16 protein-coding genes are annotated in these 15,608 nt (G+C 67.7%); 9 read left to right on the forward strand and 7 right to left on the reverse strand.

Translation table 11 applies throughout. The features are described from left to right. The first annotated feature begins 38 nt into the window (after nt 1–38). Nucleotides 39–626 carry a TetR family transcriptional regulator gene (locus ABZ827_RS30425; protein ID WP_357244222.1) on the forward strand — a complete coding sequence of 196 codons (588 nt, stop codon included), beginning with the start codon at nt 39–41 and terminating at the stop codon, nt 624–626. Between the two features lie 243 nt (nt 627–869). After that, nucleotides 870–3,713, forward strand: a complete 2,844-nt coding sequence (locus ABZ827_RS30430; RefSeq protein ID WP_357244268.1) for an ATP-binding protein — start codon at nt 870–872, stop codon at nt 3,711–3,713. Between the two features lie 24 nt (nt 3,714–3,737). Here ABZ827_RS30430 and ABZ827_RS30435 read toward each other — a convergent pair whose 3' ends face one another. Both ABZ827_RS30435 and ABZ827_RS30440 read right to left on the reverse strand, forming a co-directional pair. Continuing rightward, on the reverse strand, nt 3,738–4,364 hold the full coding sequence (locus ABZ827_RS30435; protein ID WP_357244225.1) for a TetR family transcriptional regulator: 627 nt from the start codon (nt 4,362–4,364) through the stop codon (nt 3,738–3,740). 124 nt (nt 4,365–4,488) lie between these two features. Then, entirely contained in the window at nt 4,489–4,728 is a 240-nt protein-coding gene (locus tag ABZ827_RS30440) for a DUF2530 domain-containing protein (protein ID WP_357244228.1), read from the reverse strand. 48 nt (nt 4,729–4,776) lie between these two features. Between ABZ827_RS30440 and ABZ827_RS30445 the strand changes: the two genes are divergently transcribed. Beyond that, nucleotides 4,777–5,226, forward strand: coding sequence for a MarR family transcriptional regulator (locus ABZ827_RS30445; RefSeq protein ID WP_357244231.1), 450 nt, complete (start codon nt 4,777–4,779; stop codon nt 5,224–5,226). A 31-nt stretch (nt 5,227–5,257) separates the two neighbouring features. Here ABZ827_RS30445 and ABZ827_RS30450 read toward each other — a convergent pair whose 3' ends face one another. Then, the gene (locus tag ABZ827_RS30450; RefSeq protein WP_357244234.1) at nt 5,258–5,653 is read right to left on the reverse strand and encodes a YccF domain-containing protein; all 396 of its coding nucleotides are present in this window, start codon (nt 5,651–5,653) and stop codon (nt 5,258–5,260) included. A gap of 78 nt (nt 5,654–5,731) precedes the next feature. On the opposite strand from ABZ827_RS30450, the gene ABZ827_RS30455 reads away from it, so the two are divergent. Together ABZ827_RS30455 and ABZ827_RS30460 are read left to right on the forward strand one after the other, a co-directional pair. Further along, on the forward strand, nt 5,732–6,535 hold the full coding sequence (locus tag ABZ827_RS30455; RefSeq protein ID WP_357244237.1) for an RNA methyltransferase: 804 nt from the start codon (nt 5,732–5,734) through the stop codon (nt 6,533–6,535). Then, the gene (locus tag ABZ827_RS30460) at nt 6,532–6,837 is read left to right on the forward strand and encodes a DUF2537 domain-containing protein (protein ID WP_357244240.1); all 306 of its coding nucleotides are present in this window, start codon (nt 6,532–6,534) and stop codon (nt 6,835–6,837) included. The genes ABZ827_RS30455 and ABZ827_RS30460 overlap by 4 nt, the downstream gene beginning before the upstream one ends. Before the next feature lie 14 nt (nt 6,838–6,851). Here ABZ827_RS30460 and ABZ827_RS30465 read toward each other — a convergent pair whose 3' ends face one another. The 3 genes from ABZ827_RS30465 to serC form a co-directional block, all read right to left on the reverse strand. After that, the gene (locus tag ABZ827_RS30465; protein ID WP_357244243.1) at nt 6,852–7,649 is read right to left on the reverse strand and encodes a hypothetical protein; all 798 of its coding nucleotides are present in this window, start codon (nt 7,647–7,649) and stop codon (nt 6,852–6,854) included. Nucleotides 7,650–7,808: 159 nt separating this feature from the next. Continuing rightward, nucleotides 7,809–9,275, reverse strand: coding sequence for a septation protein SepH (gene sepH / locus ABZ827_RS30470; RefSeq protein ID WP_357244246.1), 1,467 nt, complete (start codon nt 9,273–9,275; stop codon nt 7,809–7,811). Nucleotides 9,276–9,509: 234 nt separating this feature from the next. Further along, nucleotides 9,510–10,634, reverse strand: a complete 1,125-nt coding sequence (gene serC / locus ABZ827_RS30475; protein WP_357244248.1) for a phosphoserine transaminase — start codon at nt 10,632–10,634, stop codon at nt 9,510–9,512. A gap of 165 nt (nt 10,635–10,799) precedes the next feature. On the opposite strand from serC, the gene ABZ827_RS30480 reads away from it, so the two are divergent. Continuing rightward, nucleotides 10,800–11,411 carry a hypothetical protein gene (locus tag ABZ827_RS30480; RefSeq protein WP_357244251.1) on the forward strand — a complete coding sequence of 204 codons (612 nt, stop codon included), beginning with the start codon at nt 10,800–10,802 and terminating at the stop codon, nt 11,409–11,411. Nucleotides 11,412–11,480: 69 nt separating this feature from the next. On the opposite strand, the gene ABZ827_RS30485 is transcribed toward ABZ827_RS30480, so the two are convergent. Next, complete coding sequence (locus ABZ827_RS30485; RefSeq protein ID WP_357244254.1) at nt 11,481–12,638, reverse strand: citrate synthase 2; 1,158 nt, start codon at nt 12,636–12,638, stop codon at nt 11,481–11,483. Between the two features lie 60 nt (nt 12,639–12,698). On the opposite strand from ABZ827_RS30485, the gene pdxH reads away from it, so the two are divergent. The 3 genes from pdxH to ABZ827_RS30500 all read left to right on the forward strand — a co-directional run bounded on the left by pdxH (nt 12,699) and on the right by ABZ827_RS30500 (nt 15,478). Then, nucleotides 12,699–13,418, forward strand: a complete 720-nt coding sequence (gene pdxH, locus ABZ827_RS30490; protein WP_357244257.1) for a pyridoxamine 5'-phosphate oxidase — start codon at nt 12,699–12,701, stop codon at nt 13,416–13,418. Nucleotides 13,419–13,790: 372 nt separating this feature from the next. Further along, entirely contained in the window at nt 13,791–15,089 is a 1,299-nt protein-coding gene (locus ABZ827_RS30495) for a citrate synthase (protein WP_357244259.1), read from the forward strand. A 29-nt stretch (nt 15,090–15,118) separates the two neighbouring features. Beyond that, the gene (locus ABZ827_RS30500) at nt 15,119–15,478 is read left to right on the forward strand and encodes an FKBP-type peptidyl-prolyl cis-trans isomerase (RefSeq protein ID WP_357244262.1); all 360 of its coding nucleotides are present in this window, start codon (nt 15,119–15,121) and stop codon (nt 15,476–15,478) included. Nucleotides 15,479–15,608 lie beyond the last annotated feature (130 nt).

A 15,608-nucleotide genomic window follows, 5' to 3' on the forward strand; every position in this document is an offset into this window, starting at 1 on the left:
ACACTATGGTCATCAAGTGTAGCGTTTAGTCTGAGTGTATGAGTGAGGGACTGAGGGAACGGACCCGGCGAGCTGTGCGGGCCGAGATCGCCGAGGTAGCCATCGACTTGTTCACCCGCCAGGGCTTCGAGAACACGACTGTCGATGAGATCGCAAGCGCAGCCGGCATGACCAAGCGCAGCTTCTTCCGGTACTTCCCGACCAAGGATGACGTCATCTTCGATGGCGTCGACCTCACCGGCGCGGACGTGGTCGCCGACATCGCCGCTCGACCTGCAGGCGAAGACCCCTGGGAGTCTCTACATCACGTACTCCGCGCTCGGCAGGGCGAGATCCATGCCAGTGAGCAGGTCCTTGATACGTTGCGGCTGATCGAGGCTACCCCCGCACTGATAGGACGACTCCACCAACGACGAGCAGAGTGGCGACGGCGGGTCGGTGACGCGCTCAAGGCTCGCCCGGGTGTCGAGATCGGCGCGTACACAGCGGATCTGCTCACCAACGCCGCGACCGCTGTACTGGATGCCGTGTCCAGTCAATGGGTGCGATCAGGCGGCAAAGCGGACCGCTCCAGTCTTCTCGACCAAGGATTCCTCCACGTCCACGTGGATCCCGACCCGCAATAGGTCTATTCCTCAGCACGTCGGCTACTTGTCGCTAACGCCCTGCCCCGCAACACCTAGCCGCCCTCGGTCCCTGGCACCGGCTCTTGTCGAAGGCCCGATTGTGCCGGCCTGCGCCAATTCCTGAACTGTACGAATTCGTGATCGGCGCGGCCCCGGAGGAGGAGTTCGCCGGAAGCGGCTCGGGATCGGCGAGTCCCGGCGGACACGTACGCTGATGCGGTGAGTGAGACCGGTGCGGGCGATATGGGCGAACCAGCGCGAATATCCGCGGAACGCGATTCCGCTACCCCCGACCCGTTCGGCACCGCCCGGCTCCGCGACGCCGTTCTGGCGGCCTGGCGTGATTCCCCGACCCGGCTGCGCGAGGACACGGCGGCCGAAGCCGACCTGGTGCGGGCCGGTTACCGCGACCGGCTGCTCACCGAATTGGCGCAGAACGCGGCGGACGCGGCGGCCGCGGCCGGAGTACCGGGTCATATCGTGGTGCGTTGTACCGGCCGGACCCTGTCGATCGCCAATACCGGCGCACCCCTCGATGAGGCGGGCGTGCACGCGCTGACCGCGCTGCGCTCCTCCGGGAAGACCGGCGGAACCGGGGAGGTCGGGCGGTTCGGGGTCGGTTTCACCGCGGTGCTGACCGTGAGCGAGGAGATCGAATTCCGGTCCACCAGTGGATCGCTGAGTTTCTCCCGGGACCGGACCCGGGCGGAGCTCGCCGCGCACGGTGTCCGGGTACCGGAGACCGGGGAAGAATTCGCGCCGCCGGTGCTGCGGCTGGCCTGGCCGCAGACCGCCCAGCCGCGGGCGGGCGCCGACACCGAGATCGTGCTCGCACTGCGGCCGGATATCGACCCGGCCGCACTGCTGGAATCCATGCGGGCCGAGGCGCCCGATCTGCTGCTGGAGTTGCCTGCGCTGAACGAGATCCGGATCGAGGATTTCACGGTGCGTTCCGCTGTCCGCGATCTCGCGACGCGGGGTTTGCGGGAAATCCGGATCAGTAGCGCCGGGTCCGAACAGCTCTGGTGGGAGTATCGGGCGGCGCGGGCTCGCTGGCTGGTGCCGGTGCGTGACGGCCGGCCGGTGGCAGCGCGACCGGATGTGCTGCGCGCTCCCACCCGCTCGGACGAGGAACTGTCCCTTCCGGTCGTGCTCATCGCCGATACCCCCATGCAGCCCGACCGTCGCCGCGTGCTGCCCGGGGCGCAGCTGACCGAACTGGCTACCGGTTACGCCGATTTCGCCCGGCTGTTGCCTCCCGGTTCGCGGCCGGTGCTCGTTCCGGCGCCGGGGTTCGCGCGCAGCGAGGTCGACGGTGTCCTCCGGGAAGCGATTCTGCGCGAACTGCGCGATACACCCTGGCTCCCGGTTTTCGCCCCCGCGCCCGGTGCCGGGGAGGCGGCCTGCGCGGCCGGCGGCCCGGACCGAGTCGCCGTACCGACCAGGACCAGTGTTTTCCCCGGACTCACCGCAGAACTGGCCGAACTGCTCGGCGATGTGCTCGATCCGCTGCTCGTCCCGGAGCTGTCCGGTTCGCGGTATACCGAGGCGCTGGCGGTGCTGGGGGTGCATCGGATCGGGTTGGCGCGGCTGGCGGAACTGTCCGCCGGACTGGACCGCCTCCCGGACTGGTGGTCGGCCCTGTACGCCGCGCTGGAACCGTTCGTCAACGATCAGCTGGCCGTCGAGGAACTCGGTGCGCTGGCCGTCCCGCTTGCCGACGGGCGTTCGGTGACCGGTCCGCGGACGGTCCTGCTGGACGACGAACTGGCCGCGCTCCCGGCGCCGGTGCCCGTGCACTGGGCGCGGCTGGTGCATCCGGCGGCGGCACACCCGCTACTGGCCCGGCTCGGCGCGCGGCTGGCGAATGTGACGGACCTGTTGTCGGATCCCGCGTTGCAGGTATGGCTGACCGATAACCCCGACGACCCCGACACTGTCGAATCGGTGCTGCGGTTGGCGGCGGTGGCCGACTCACCGGCCCTCCCGCCCTGGCTGGGGATGCTCGAACTATCCGACAGCGCGGGCGGTACGCGCCCCGCGGATGAACTCCTGCTCCCGGACGCCCCGCTGATCGAACTACTGGTGCCCGATTCACCGTTCGGGGTGGTGGCGCACGAGGTGGCCGCCGAGTACGGCGCCGATGCGTTACGGGCAATCGGTGTCGGCTGGGATTTCGGGATCGTGACGGAAACCGATCCGACCGGCCCCGACCATCACCTGGACGACGAAGAAGCCTGGTGGTCCGGCCTGTCCGAGGATCCGCCGGAGCTGGTCGCGGTGCGCGATCTGGACCTGGTCGACGACGCGGCCTGGCCGGAAGCGCTGTGGCGGTTGCTGTCCGATGAGCGGACCCGCCCGCTGCTCGCCGATCCCGACGGCTATACGGCGTGGTGGTTGCGCCGTAACGCCCGGATCGACGGTATCGAGCTGGGTGGCTATCGGCATCCGGCGGATACCGAATTCGCCGGGTTACTACCCGAACTCCCGATCCCCGGTCTGTCCGGTCCGGATCTGGACTCGCTGCGCGGATGCCTCGCCGACCCCGATGCCATCGATCTCGCGCTCGCCGCGACACTACTCGAAGCCCTGGCGGATTCCGGGAAAACACCTACTCCAGAAGTGGTTTCGCGGGTTCATTCCCGATTGGGCGCGGCGGTGCGGCGGCTGGATCTCACCGCGCTCGAGCTACCCGATCAGGTGCGGGCACTGTCCGGCGCGGTGATCGACGCCGGGGACGCGCTGGTCCTGGACAAGCCGTGGTTCGGTCTGGCGGTACCGCCGGACCGGCTGGTGGTCGCGGATCCGGATACCGCGGCGGACCTTGCCGTTCTGCTGGATCTGCCCCTGGTATCGGAGCAGGTGGACGCCGAGGTGCTCGGGTCGGGATACACCACCGGCTGGGAGCGGGAGCCACTCGGGGTGGTGGTGCGTGGTTTGTTCGCGTTGCCCGCGCGGCAGGGACCGCTGGTGCTGCACGATGAGCTACGGGTGCGGCTCTCGGGCGCGGTCGTGCGCACGGTGGACGTCGGGTGGTGGCAGGACGGCGCAACGACGCATATTCTGCGGCCGGGCCTGCCGCGCTGACCGTGCGCGTCAGTGCCTGTGCTGTTATTCGGCGTGATCCGCCAGTGCGTGCGCCAGCAGATCCAGTTGTGTGCGAACGCTTTCGCTGTCGTCGTCGACCAGCCAGCGCAGTACGATCCCGTCGATCACGCTGAGTGTGAATCGGGACAGTTGGCGCACCGGAACCTTCCAGGCGCTGCCGGTGGCGTCGCGGGCGTGGTCGAGGATATCGGCGACGGTGGAATCGTTGAAGTTGTACTGCTCCCGGGCGATCGCCAGTTTCGCGGGAGTCTGCTCGCCTTCGCGCAATGCGTAGGTGGTTGTCTCGTAGGTGAGCAACTGGCGTTCGGGTGTGGCTTCGATATTCAGCCACATGAGTTCCAGCCCGGCGCGCAGCAGATCGCGCAGTGCGGCGTTACCGCTGCCGGCCTCGTGCCAGACCGATTCGTTCGCGTCCACCGAATCGCGTAACTCCATCGACAGCGCTTTCACCAGTTCGGTCATCAGCGCGTCCTTGTTCTCGAAGCAGTAGTGCACCACACCTAGCGAGACACCCGCGGCCTGGGCGACATCGCGGGTGGTGACGCCCGCGACTCCCTTTTTCTCAGCTAGGCCGATCGCGGCCTCGATAAGGTGGGCCCGTCGTTCTTCGACGCTCAATCGGGAGGACACACGAGCGAGTTTGGCCGCATAGGTCCCAACAGTCAATTCCCTGACTCGGCGCCCGGACCTGCGCCCGAGGCTGTTCCACCCGGTGACCGTCCGGCCCCGCTGCCTCGCACTATGCGGCCCGGTCTCATAATCCGGTCTGGGCGCCTTTGTCGCCGCGGCGGGCACCGCGGCGCTGGATCGCGAAGATCGCGTAACCGAGCAACCCGACCACCAGACCCATCAGGCATACCGGCAGCGCCGATTCCCAGCGTTCGCCGCCGAGCCGGACAACCACGGTGGCGATCGCGAACAGAACGCAGCCGACGGCGAGTACCGGGCGGGGATCGGTCAACCGCGAGGGTAACTGCGGGAGCTGCGCGTTCATCCGTTCAGCGTAACCGCAGTACGCGCGCCGATCCGACGCGTGTCACGTATGGTTCACTTTGTGAATACCCACTCGGATGTGCGGGCGCTGGCCAGCGACCTCTCGCTGGCGGTGGTGCGCTTGACGCGGCATCTGCGGGGACGGCGTGCGGAATCGCAGATATCGCTGACCCAGCTCTCTGTTCTGGCCACACTCGGTAACGAGGGCGCGATGACGCCCGGCACACTCGCGGCCAAGGAACGAGTCCAGCCTCCCTCGATGACCCGGGTTATCGCCTCGCTCACCGACCTCGGCCTGGTAGCCCGCAACCCGCACCCCACCGACGGCCGCCAGATCATCGTCTCGCTGTCCCCCGCTGGCCACGCCCTCCTCGCCGATGAGCGCAGCGCCCGCGAAGCCTGGATGAGCGACCGCCTCTCCGACCTGGCCCCCGATCAGCTCATCGTCCTCGAAGAAGCCGTATCGATCCTCAACCAGATCGTCGCCGACTCCGAGTAGCTCCCCAGGGCACCGTTACTGCCCGCGCCGCTCAACGGAACGGCTCATCACTGTCCACGATCTCCCGCCCCAGCGGGAACAACGCCAGCGGAATCAGCTTCAGATTCGCCCACGCGAACGGGATCCCGATGATCGTGCAGGCCAACGCCACGCTGGTCGTGAGGTGCCCCAACGCCAGCCACCACCCCGCAACAATGAACCAAATTATGTTACCCACCAGCGCCCCCGCGCCCGCCCCCGGTTTCTCCACGGTCGTGCGCCCGAACGGCCACAACATATAGAGCGCATTGCGTAGCGCGGCGACGCCGAAGGGAATCGTGATGATGAGGATGAAGCAGATCAGGGCTGCAACGAAGTAACCCAGCGCCATCCAGAACCCCGCGAGAATCAACCAGAGGATATTGAGCAACAGCTGGATCAGCTTCATACCCCAAGCATGCCCCAGTGTGACCGTATCCGCACCCACAGGGCGGTCGGTCCGGTGCGGCTTGGCAGGATGGTCGCCGTGGCCGTGGTTCTCGATGTGGACAGTGCTGCCGATCCGCGTGTCGACGATTTCCGGGATCTGAAGGCAGCAGACCGCAGACCCGACCGTCCCGGCGGGAAAGGTCTGGTCATCGCGGAGGGAACCGTGGTCGTGCGGCGAATGCTGGAATCGCCGTTCCGGCCGCACGCCCTGCTCGGGGTCGATAAGCGGTGGCAGGAACTGGCACCCGATCTCGCGGGGTTCGATATCCCGTTCTTCCGGGCGTCTGCCGAGGTGATGGCAGAGGTAGTCGGATTCCATCTGAACCGAGGGGTGCTGGCCGTATCTCTCCGGCCCCCCGCTCGGGATTTCACCGAACTCGTCGCCGGCGCCACGACTGTCGCGGTGCTCGAAGGGGTCAACGACCACGAGAACCTGGGTTCGATGTTCCGCAATGCGGCGGGTCTGGGGGTGGACGCGGTGCTGTTCGGGGCGGGTTGCGCCGATCCGCTGTACCGTCGGTCGGTGCGGGTTTCGATGGGTCATGCGCTGCGGGTGCCGTTCGCCCCGGTACCGGATTGGCCGGACGGCTTGGCTACGCTGCGCCGCGGCGGTTTCCAGGTCGTCGCGTTGAGTCCCGATCCCGCGGCGGTGCCCTTGGCGGCCGCTCTCACCGGCCGGCGGGTGGCGCTGCTGCTCGGCGCCGAGGGGCCGGGTCTGACCGAGGAAGCGATGGCGGCATCGGATGTACGGGCACGGATCCCGATGGCACCGGGCACCGATTCGCTGAACGTGGCGACCGCCGCGGCGATGGCGTTCTACGAACGGGTGCGGGCCTCATGACCCCGGCGGAACGTTCCGGGTACGGCAGGTACTCGAACCCGCCCAGCGAACCTACCCCGTGGGCGGCCGGGATCACCGTCGCCGCACTGGTGGCGGCACTGACCACGGTGGGGGTGTACGCCTTCGGCGCGGCCCTGACCCAGGTACATCCACTGCTCTCGCTGGCGGTGAACCTGATCGCGGCCGTCGGGATCGCGCCCACCGCCTGGCGCTGGCGGACCCGCCCGGTCACCCGATGGGTGCTGGCCGGCGTCGGTGTGGGTGTGCTGCTTGCCTGGATCGGGTTGTTGTTCGCGGCCTGACTCGGCTGCCGGCACTACTTTTCGGCGGTCACCGCGGCATCGTGCCCGCGCAGCCAGGACAGCAGTCCTTTGCGCTCATGGGTGATCCGGTTGTGCGGCGGGCGTGGATCGTGCTGCGGGTCCGATGCGTCATCTTCGGGATGGAGACGGAAACCGAAGACGCGGATATCGTCCGGAGCCAGCCGATCTCGGGCATGCGCGGCAGCGCTCTCGCTCCCTGGGGAGTCGATGACCTCCGGGAAATAGCGGAAACCGAGCCATTCGTAGTTCGCGGTATCCGCGAAACCCGGTGGATCGAACGGCAGCACCAGCGGATCGGGCAGTTCGCCGATTCGCCACTGGATGGGATGCTCACCGGCCCAGTGCGGCCGCTCCCAGATATGCGGAAGCCCCTGATCCTGCAGAATATTGAGCCGGGTGGAACTGAATGCCCGGCGTAACTCGCCGCGTTCCCAGTGCGCGAACGCACCCCAGCCGTATTCGAGATCGAAGGAAACCAGGTAGGTGTGCTCCTCTGCCAGTGGCCGGACGAGCAGTTCGGGAATCTCGGTCGGACGGACCCGGGAAGCGTAGGAACTGCACAGCAGGGTGAGGCCGGGGTAGCACCCGATGAAGAGTTCATCGGGTGCCGGGCCGGAAGCGTCGCCGAGGGTGGCCGATACGGTCGGTTGGACATCGAGACCCGGGTGCAGTTGCCGGGCCAGTGCGTAGGCCGCATCCGGGTCGGGATCGGGGTCGGCACGCAGCACCGCGAGCGGGTCGGACGTGTCGACGTACCAGACCGAGGAAATCTTGGACAGCAATCCACCCACCTCCGATAGCGCACGAACCGGGTCGTGAACTTCTCGGCGCGCACCGCGGCCGTCGCCGAACCGGCTCCGAATCGAACCGTGTCGCCGTACAGCGGAACTTACTCGCCCGATCGGGTGAATTGGGCGGTTGTCGCGGGAAACACGCCGGTTCGCGGCTATCTAGTGACCTGAGCTGCGGACCCCGAGCAGAACGTCTTCCCAGGACGGCATGGGGGCCTTACCCCGTTTGCCGCGCGCCGGCGATTTCGCGGCCTTGGCCGGTGCCTTCTTGGCGGCCGGTTTCGCCGCCGGAGCGGCAGCCTTTTCGGGAGCCTGTGCGACCGTCTCGGATTCGTCCGCCGGTTCCTCGGTGGCCGCGCTCGGCGATTCATCGTCCCGCGCGGGCGTTTCGGCAACCACCGGATCGGTGCTGTTGTCCGCCGCGGTGGGCGGCTCGGACTGCGCGGCCGCATCGGCCGGAGGCTCGGGTGGCGCGGCCGCGACGGCGGGCGCTTCGGGCTGCGCGGCCACGGGGCGAGCAGCGGGCTGCGCGACCGCGGGGCGAGCAGCGGGCTGCGCGGCCGCGACGGCCGGCGGCTCGGGTTCAGCCGCTGCGGGGGGAGGGGGCTGCGTGGCGGTGGCCGCGGCGGGCTCGGCTTCGGCGGGCGCCGCGGGTTCGGGTGCTGTGGCAGGCTCCGCCGGCTGCGCTACGGCATGAGTAGCCGCCGGAACCGGGCGGGCCGCCGGGGGTGCCGGGGCTTCTGCCGGTGCCGGCTGGGTCTCGGCGGCGGGTGGCCGATACGGTTCCGCCGGTGCCGGGGCGGTCGCCGGATTCGTAGCCGCGGGCAGCGCGGGCGCGCCGGCGGGCCGGTTACTGGCGCCGGGCGGGAGCGGTGCGGCCGCGGGCAGTGTGGCGGTGCCGCCGGCGACCGCACGCTGCTCGTAGTAGTCGTCCATCGCGGTGGGCCGCGCCGGTTCCCGGCGGGGTTCGGCCACAACCGGTTCGGGGGCCGCCGGAACTTCCGCTTCGACCGGCAGGATCGAGGCGAGCCCGCGCAGGGCACGACCGAAATCGGGATCGATCAGATCAGTGGCCGGATCATCGAGCGGAGATACGGTGCCGCCGTGGGCGTCGGGCTGGTAGCGCCAGTGCGCGGCGATCTCCGAACGACCGTTCTGCCACTGCAACTGGGCGACCCAGAACCCTTTCTCGTCCTTCCAGGCGTCCCATTCGGCGTTGTCGAGCGTATGCCCGCGGGCGCTGAACGCCGCGGTCACGACATCGATCAGGATCTCCACCGCCGGGCCGTCGGGCCGGATCGGATGGGCCTTCTGGGCGAGTTCGGCGGCGCGTGCGCGTTCCAGCAGTACTGGATACGCGAAACGTTCCACCCGGCTCAACGGCATCCCGGATTCCTGGGTCACCTGTTCCACAGAAGCGCCGGCGCGGATTCGAGCCTGGATATCGCGAGGACGCATAGTTGCTTCCATTTCGATCTCGATCTGGCCGAATCGGGCAAGGTCGCCGCGGGCCGCGGCGCGGAGTTTGTCGTCTGCGGGAAGCCGGAATTTCTGGCCACTTTCCGTGTCGACGCACACGATATGGGCGGAGTCGGGCGTCACCCCGATCACTCGAAGTTCACGCACCACTACCTCCTTATCGCGTCGCTCGCGATACCGCCCACGTTCTGGAACAGTAGTGCACTTCTGGGATTCGTGTGGCAAGACACGCGGCACCGAAATGTACCCTGTGGGCGCCACCTACCGCTAATCTTCTCTATTCCCTTGTGTATCAAGTTGATTCCGGGCAATCCGGTCAGTACGGCGAAGGGCCCGCCGCGCGACACGCGCGACGGGCCCGAATTCGCAGGTGATCTCGGGTCAGCCGAGGTTCGCGACCACCCAATCGATGCAGCGGGTGAGTTGCGTGACGTCCTCCGGATCGATGGCCGGGAACATCCCGACGCGCAATTGGTTGCGGCCCAGCTTGCGATACGGCTCGGTATCGACGATGCCGTTGGCGCGCAGCGTTTTGGCGACCGCGGCGGCATCCACCGAATCGGCGAAGTCGATGGTGCCGACCACCTGGGAACGGTGCGCCGGGTCGGTGACGAACGGGGTCGCGTACTCGCTGGCCTCGGCCCACGAGTACAGGCGCGACGACGAATCCAGCGTCCGCTTGACCGCCCAATCCAAGCCGCCGTTGCCGTTCAGCCAATCGATCTGATCGGCGAACAGCAGCAGAGTCGCCAGCGCCGGAGTGTTGTAGGTCTGATCCTTGAGGCTGTTCTCGATGGCGATCGGCAGCGAAAGGAAATCCGGGGTCCAGCGACCCGAATCCTTGATCTCCTGGACCCGGGCCAGCGCGGCCGGGCTCATCAGCGCGATCCAGAGTCCGCCGTCGGCGGCGAAGCATTTCTGGGGCGCGAAGTAGTAGATATCGGCATCGGTGATATTCACCGGAAGCCCACCCGCGCCGGAGGTCGCGTCGATGGCGACGAGCGCGCTATCCGATCCGGCCGGCCGCTGGACCGGAACCGAAACGCCGGTGGAGGTTTCGTTGTGCGCCCAGGCGATCAGATCGGCGGCGGGATCGGCGGCCGGTTCCGGTGCGCGGCCCGGATCGGCCGAAATCACGATCGGCTCACCGAGAAACGGGTTCTTCTTGGTGACAGAGGCGAACTTCGAGCTGAACTCGCCGTAGGTCAGGTGCAGCGAGCGTTCACGGACCAGGCCGAACGCGGCGGCATCCCAGAAAGCGGTGGTGCCGCCGTTACCGAGAACGACCTCGTAGCCCTCCGGTAACGAGAACAGGTCCCGCAACCCGGACCGCACGCGGGCGACCACATCCTTGACCGGTTTCTGCCGGTGGCTGGTGCCGAAGACCGAGGCACCCACCTCCACCAGGGACTGCAGCTGCTCCGGGCGAACCTTGGACGGGCCGCAACCGAAACGACCGTCGGCGGGCTTGAGGTCATCGGGGATAGTCGGGAACGCACTGGTCATGGCCAACAGCGTAACCGCGCCGTTGCTGTGCCGCGTACCACACTCCGGCTAACGTGAGTGGGTATGAGCATGCGGTCGTCAAGGGGCGCTGCCGGAGATCGGTCCGACGATGGCCGCGCACGTGGCCACAGCGACGGACCGGGCCGGCCCGCTCCGGCCTGGCGCGTGCGCGACCTGCTGCCGCGGCGCTTCCGCCGCCGCGGTGAGGCGCCCACGGGCGCCGACCGTCGCGACCTGTTGACGCGCGGCACCGCCGGGTCGGCCACCGTGCTGGCCACTCGGACCAGGCGGCGTGAACCTGGCTATACCTTCCGGGTGCGTGTCCGCCTGCCCGGGCTCGCGCCATACGAAGCGCAGGTCCGGCAGCGTGTATCGGGTGCCGAATTGGACCGGATGGGTCCCGGTGATCTGGTGTGCTGCCGGGTCGACCCGGACGACCGCGATCGAATGGTGCTGTATCTACCGGGCGATGCGGACCCGGGCCGGGCAGCCCTGGCGAAGATCCTGGCCGACGGCCGGCGGGCCACCGCGACGGTCCTGGCGGTGACGTCGGTCGCCACCGACTACTGCGGCTGCGACGATCCGGTCATGCGGTTGGACCTGGAGCTGCGCACCTGGGACGAACCGGAACCCTGGCGGGTGCGGGTGGTGCAATCGGTACCGCTGTCCGCGATCGGCCTGCTCGACCTCGGGGCCAAGCTGCGGGTCGCCTTCTTCACGGTCGACGGTGGCGATTCGGTCGCCATTGATTGGGAGGCCGACCCGGACTGCGTGTGAGGTGCCCACTGGACCCGCGGTCCGGGGTGAACACGGTCGGCGAAGGTGGAAGGATTGCGGGGATCGGTGTCATACGGAGGGCGGGGGCACCGTGACGTTTTCCCAGCCCGCGACCTCCTGCGGGGCCCGCGGGCCCGGGCCGGTGTAGATGGCGGCCGGGCGTACCAGTTTGCCCAGTTTCTTCTGTTCCATGATGTGCGCGCACCAGCCCGCGGTCCGGCCGCAGGTGAACATGGCGGGCATCATATGGGCCGGTACCCCGGCGAAGTCCAGGATGACCGCTGCCCAGAACTCGACATTCGTTTCGATGGCGCGGTCGGGGCGGCGTTCGCGTAGCTCCGCCAGCGCCGCCTGCTCCAGTGCGGCGGCCACTTCATAGCGGGGGGCGGCCAGGCGGGCGGCGGTATCGCGCAGCACCCGTGCCCGCGGGTCTTCGGCGCGGTAGACCCGGTGGCCGAAGCCCATGAGCTTTTCTTTGCGGTCCAGGATCCCCTTGACCAGGGCGCGCGCGTCGCCGGATCGTTCCACGTCTTCGATCATCGGTAGGACTCGTGCCGGGGCGCCACCGTGTAGCGGGCCCGACATCGCGCCGATGGCGCCCGATAGGGAGGCCGCGACATCCGCGCCGGTGGACGCGATCACCCGGGCGGTGAACGTGGAGGCGTTCATACCGTGTTCGGCGGCCGATACCCAGTAGGCGTCGATGGCCTCGGTATGCCGCGGGTCCGGATCACCTTTCCAGCGCGTCATGAACCGCTCGGTGACCGTGGTGCATTCGTCGATCCGGCGCTGCGGCACCGCGGGCTGGTAGATCCCGCGCGCCGACTGCGCGACGTAGGAAAGTGCCATCACCGAGGCGCGGGCCAGATTCTCCCGGGCGGTGACCTCGTCGATATCGAGAAGCGGCTGATAACCCCAGATGGGAGCGAGCATGGCCAGGCCGGCTTGGACGTCGACCCGGACATCGCCGGTGTGCACCGGGAGCGGGAAGGGTTCGGCCGGGGGGAGACCGTGCCCGAACTCGCCGTCGACCAGCAGCGCCCAGGCATCGCCGAAGGTGACTCGGTTGCGGACCAGGTCTTCGATATCGACCCCGCGGTAGCGCAGTGCGCCGCCGTCCTTGTCGGGTTCGGCGATATCGCTGGTGAACGCGACCACACCCTCGAGGCCGCTGACGAAATCTTCCGGGACTCCGCCGGCCCCCGCTGCGCCTGAATTGGTGGTCATACGCGACTCTCCTTTCAACAGAACTCTATCGCTTTCCTACTCAGGAGTAACGTCTGGCCCATGGCTGAGGTGGAGGAGTCGGGCGCCGGTCTCGGGGCCCTGCGGGCCGAATACGGTGCGACCCAGCCGGGTTCGCCGGAATCGGGTCCGCTGCTCGGTGCGCGGGACAGCGAACTCGACGAGAACTCGGTGGCCGGGGGCTGGGAGCCGCTGCTCCGGCAGTGGATCGAACAGGCCGCGGCCGCCGGGATCGCCGAACCCAATGCGATGGTCCTCGGCACGGTGGATAGGCAAGGGCCGGAGCCGCGGCCGGTGACGCGCACCGTGCTCTGCAAGGGTCTCTCACCCGACGGCGTGATCTTCTATACGAATTACGACTCGGACAAGGGAGCGCAACTGGCGGCGGTGCCCTACGCCTCGGCGACCTTCCTCTGGACGCAACTCGCGCGGCAGGTCCATGTGCGCGGCCGGGTCGAATCGGTGCCTCCCGAGGTAACCGAGCTGTACTGGCGGTCGCGGCCCCGCGAATCGCAGCTCGGTGCGTGGGCCTCGGACCAGTCGCGGCCCATCGCCTCGCGCCTGGAACTGGACCGCCGCCTGGAGCGGGTCACTGCCCGTTTCGCTACCGCGGACGAGATTCCGGTGCCACCGAACTGGGGCGGATATCTGCTGCGCCCCGGCGAGGTGGAGTTCTGGCAGGGCCGGCGCGGCCGGTTACACAACCGGATCCGGGTTCGGATCGGCGACACCGGCATGTCGGTGCAGCGTCTGCAGCCGTGAGCTCACCGGCGGGTCCGGCGCGGGGCGGCTTTTCGCCCCCATTTATGTCTTCGGTGATATTTCGCACGGTTTCGTCACAGGTGGCCTGGGTACCGTTTGGCTACCCGGTGACGTGCGGGTTCATCCGCGCGGCGCGGGTCGATCCGGGCAAGCGAGCGAGTAGCGGCCCGGATCCGGAATTCGGCCGGTCACAGCGATGCGGGCCGGTATCCGGTCCGCCGGATCTCACGTTCGCGCGCCCCGATTGTGAGATCGACGCGCAGGTACCCTCCCCGCCGGAGCCTGCGAGGGAAGGTCTAGCGTCTACCGGTAACGCACCGCGTGCCGACCGCATGCGATGCCGATGGTCATAAGCCTGAGAGGGAACCTTCCGTGCCCGAGAATCACATCAATGACGCCAAACCGGTTCTCACCTACCCGGGTGGCGAATACCCCATGACGATCGCCGAGGCCGCCGAAGGAAACGACGGTATCGATCTCGGCAAGCTGCTGTCGAGCACGGGATATACGACCTATGACCCCGGGTTCGTCAACACCGCGTCTACCAAATCGGCGATCACCTATATCGACGGTGAACAGGGAATTCTGCGTTACCGCGGGTATCCGATCGAGCAGCTGGCGGATAATTCGACCTTCATCGAGGTCAGCTACCTGCTCATCTACGGTGAACTCCCCACCCAGCACCAGCTCGAAGACTTCACCGACAAGATCCGCCGGCACACCCTGCTGCACGAGGATCTGAAGCGTTTCTTCGACGGCTTCCCCCGTAACGCGCATCCCATGCCGGTGCTCTCCTCGGCGGTCAACGCTCTCTCGGCGTACTACCAGGACTCCCTGGACCCGCGTGATCCGGAACAGGTCGAACTGTCCACCATCCGGCTACTGGCCAAACTGCCCACCATCGCCGCGTATTCGTACAAGAAGTCGGTGGGCCAGCCGTTCCTCTACCCGGACAATTCGCTGTCGCTGGTGGAGAACTTCCTGCGGATGACCTTCGGTTTCCCGGCCGAGCCCTACCAGGTGGACCCGGAAATCGCGTCGGCGCTGGATATGCTGCTGATCCTGCACGCCGACCACGAGCAGAACTGCTCCACCTCCACGGTCCGGCTGGTCGGCTCCTCGGACGCCAACCTGTTCACGTCCGTATCCGGCGGTATCAACGCCCTGTGGGGTCCGCTGCACGGTGGCGCCAACCAGGCCGTTCTGGAAATGCTGGACGGAATCCTCGCGGACGGCGGCGACGTCAAGGAATTCATCCGCAAGGTCAAGAACAAAGAAGACGGTGTGAAGCTGATGGGCTTCGGTCACCGGGTCTACCGCAACTACGACCCGCGCGCCGCCATCGCCAAGAAACACGCCGACACCATTCTGAGCAAGCTCGGCAACGATCCGCTGTTCGATATCGCCCAGGCGCTGGAAGAGGCTGCGCTCACCGACGATTACTTCGTCGAGCGCAAGCTCTACCCGAATGTCGACTTCTACACGGGCGTCATCTATAAGGCCATGGGCTTCCCGACGCGGATGTTCACGGTACTGTTCGCCATGGGCCGCCTTCCGGGCTGGATCGCGCACTGGCGGGAAATGCACAGCGAAGCCATCAAGATCGGCCGTCCGCGCCAGATCTACACCGGTTACAGCGCCCGTGACTACAACGAAATCACCAACCGCTGAAACTGATTGAATCGAAGGGGATTCAAGGCATGAGCAAACCGGAGATCGAATTCCAGGCGGGACCTCCCCCCACCGAACTGGTCATCAAGGACATCACCGTCGGTGAAGGTCCGGAAGCGGTGCCCGGTGGCACTGTCGAGGTTCACTACGTCGGTGTGGAATTCGATACCGGCGAGGAGTTCGATTCGTCGTGGAACCGTGGCGAATCGCTCACGTTCCCACTGCGCGGCCTGATCCAGGGCTGGCAGGACGGAATTCCCGGGATGAAGGTCGGCGGGCGTCGCCAGCTGACCATCCCGCCGGAACTGGCCTACGGGCCCGCCGGCGGCGGACATGCGCTCTCCGGCAAAACCCTGGTCTTCATCATCGACCTGCTCGACGCGAAGTAGCACCGCCACCCCCGGACACGTACTCGGCGCGGGGGGGCGCCCGCGGGGCGCCCCCCCGCGGGGGCCCCCGGGAAGCGGGCGCCGCCGCCGGGGCGCGCGGGCGCGCCGCGCGGAGCCGCGGCCGCCGCAT

The organism is Nocardia sp. NPDC019395, from assembly GCF_040632335.1.
In the GTDB taxonomy this organism is placed as follows: Bacteria; Actinomycetota; Actinomycetes; order Mycobacteriales; family Mycobacteriaceae; genus Nocardia.

Coding starts and splice junctions, on each gene's coding strand:
- ABZ827_RS30500 (WP_357244262.1), top strand. CDS start 15,119: ATGAGCAAACCGGAGATCGAATTCCAGGCGGGACCTCCCCCCACCGAA.
- ABZ827_RS30450 (WP_357244234.1), bottom strand. CDS start 5,653: ATGAAGCTGATCCAGCTGTTGCTCAATATCCTCTGGTTGATTCTCGCG.
- ABZ827_RS30440 (WP_357244228.1), bottom strand. CDS start 4,728: ATGAACGCGCAGCTCCCGCAGTTACCCTCGCGGTTGACCGATCCCCGC.
- ABZ827_RS30485 (WP_357244254.1), bottom strand. CDS start 12,638: ATGACCACCAATTCAGGCGCAGCGGGGGCCGGCGGAGTCCCGGAAGAT.
- ABZ827_RS30445 (WP_357244231.1), top strand. CDS start 4,777: ATGGTTCACTTTGTGAATACCCACTCGGATGTGCGGGCGCTGGCCAGC.
- ABZ827_RS30430 (WP_357244268.1), top strand. CDS start 870: ATGGGCGAACCAGCGCGAATATCCGCGGAACGCGATTCCGCTACCCCC.
- ABZ827_RS30425 (WP_357244222.1), top strand. CDS start 39: ATGAGTGAGGGACTGAGGGAACGGACCCGGCGAGCTGTGCGGGCCGAG.
- serC (WP_357244248.1), bottom strand. CDS start 10,634: ATGACCAGTGCGTTCCCGACTATCCCCGATGACCTCAAGCCCGCCGAC.
- ABZ827_RS30460 (WP_357244240.1), top strand. CDS start 6,532: ATGACCCCGGCGGAACGTTCCGGGTACGGCAGGTACTCGAACCCGCCC.
- pdxH (WP_357244257.1), top strand. CDS start 12,699: ATGGCTGAGGTGGAGGAGTCGGGCGCCGGTCTCGGGGCCCTGCGGGCC.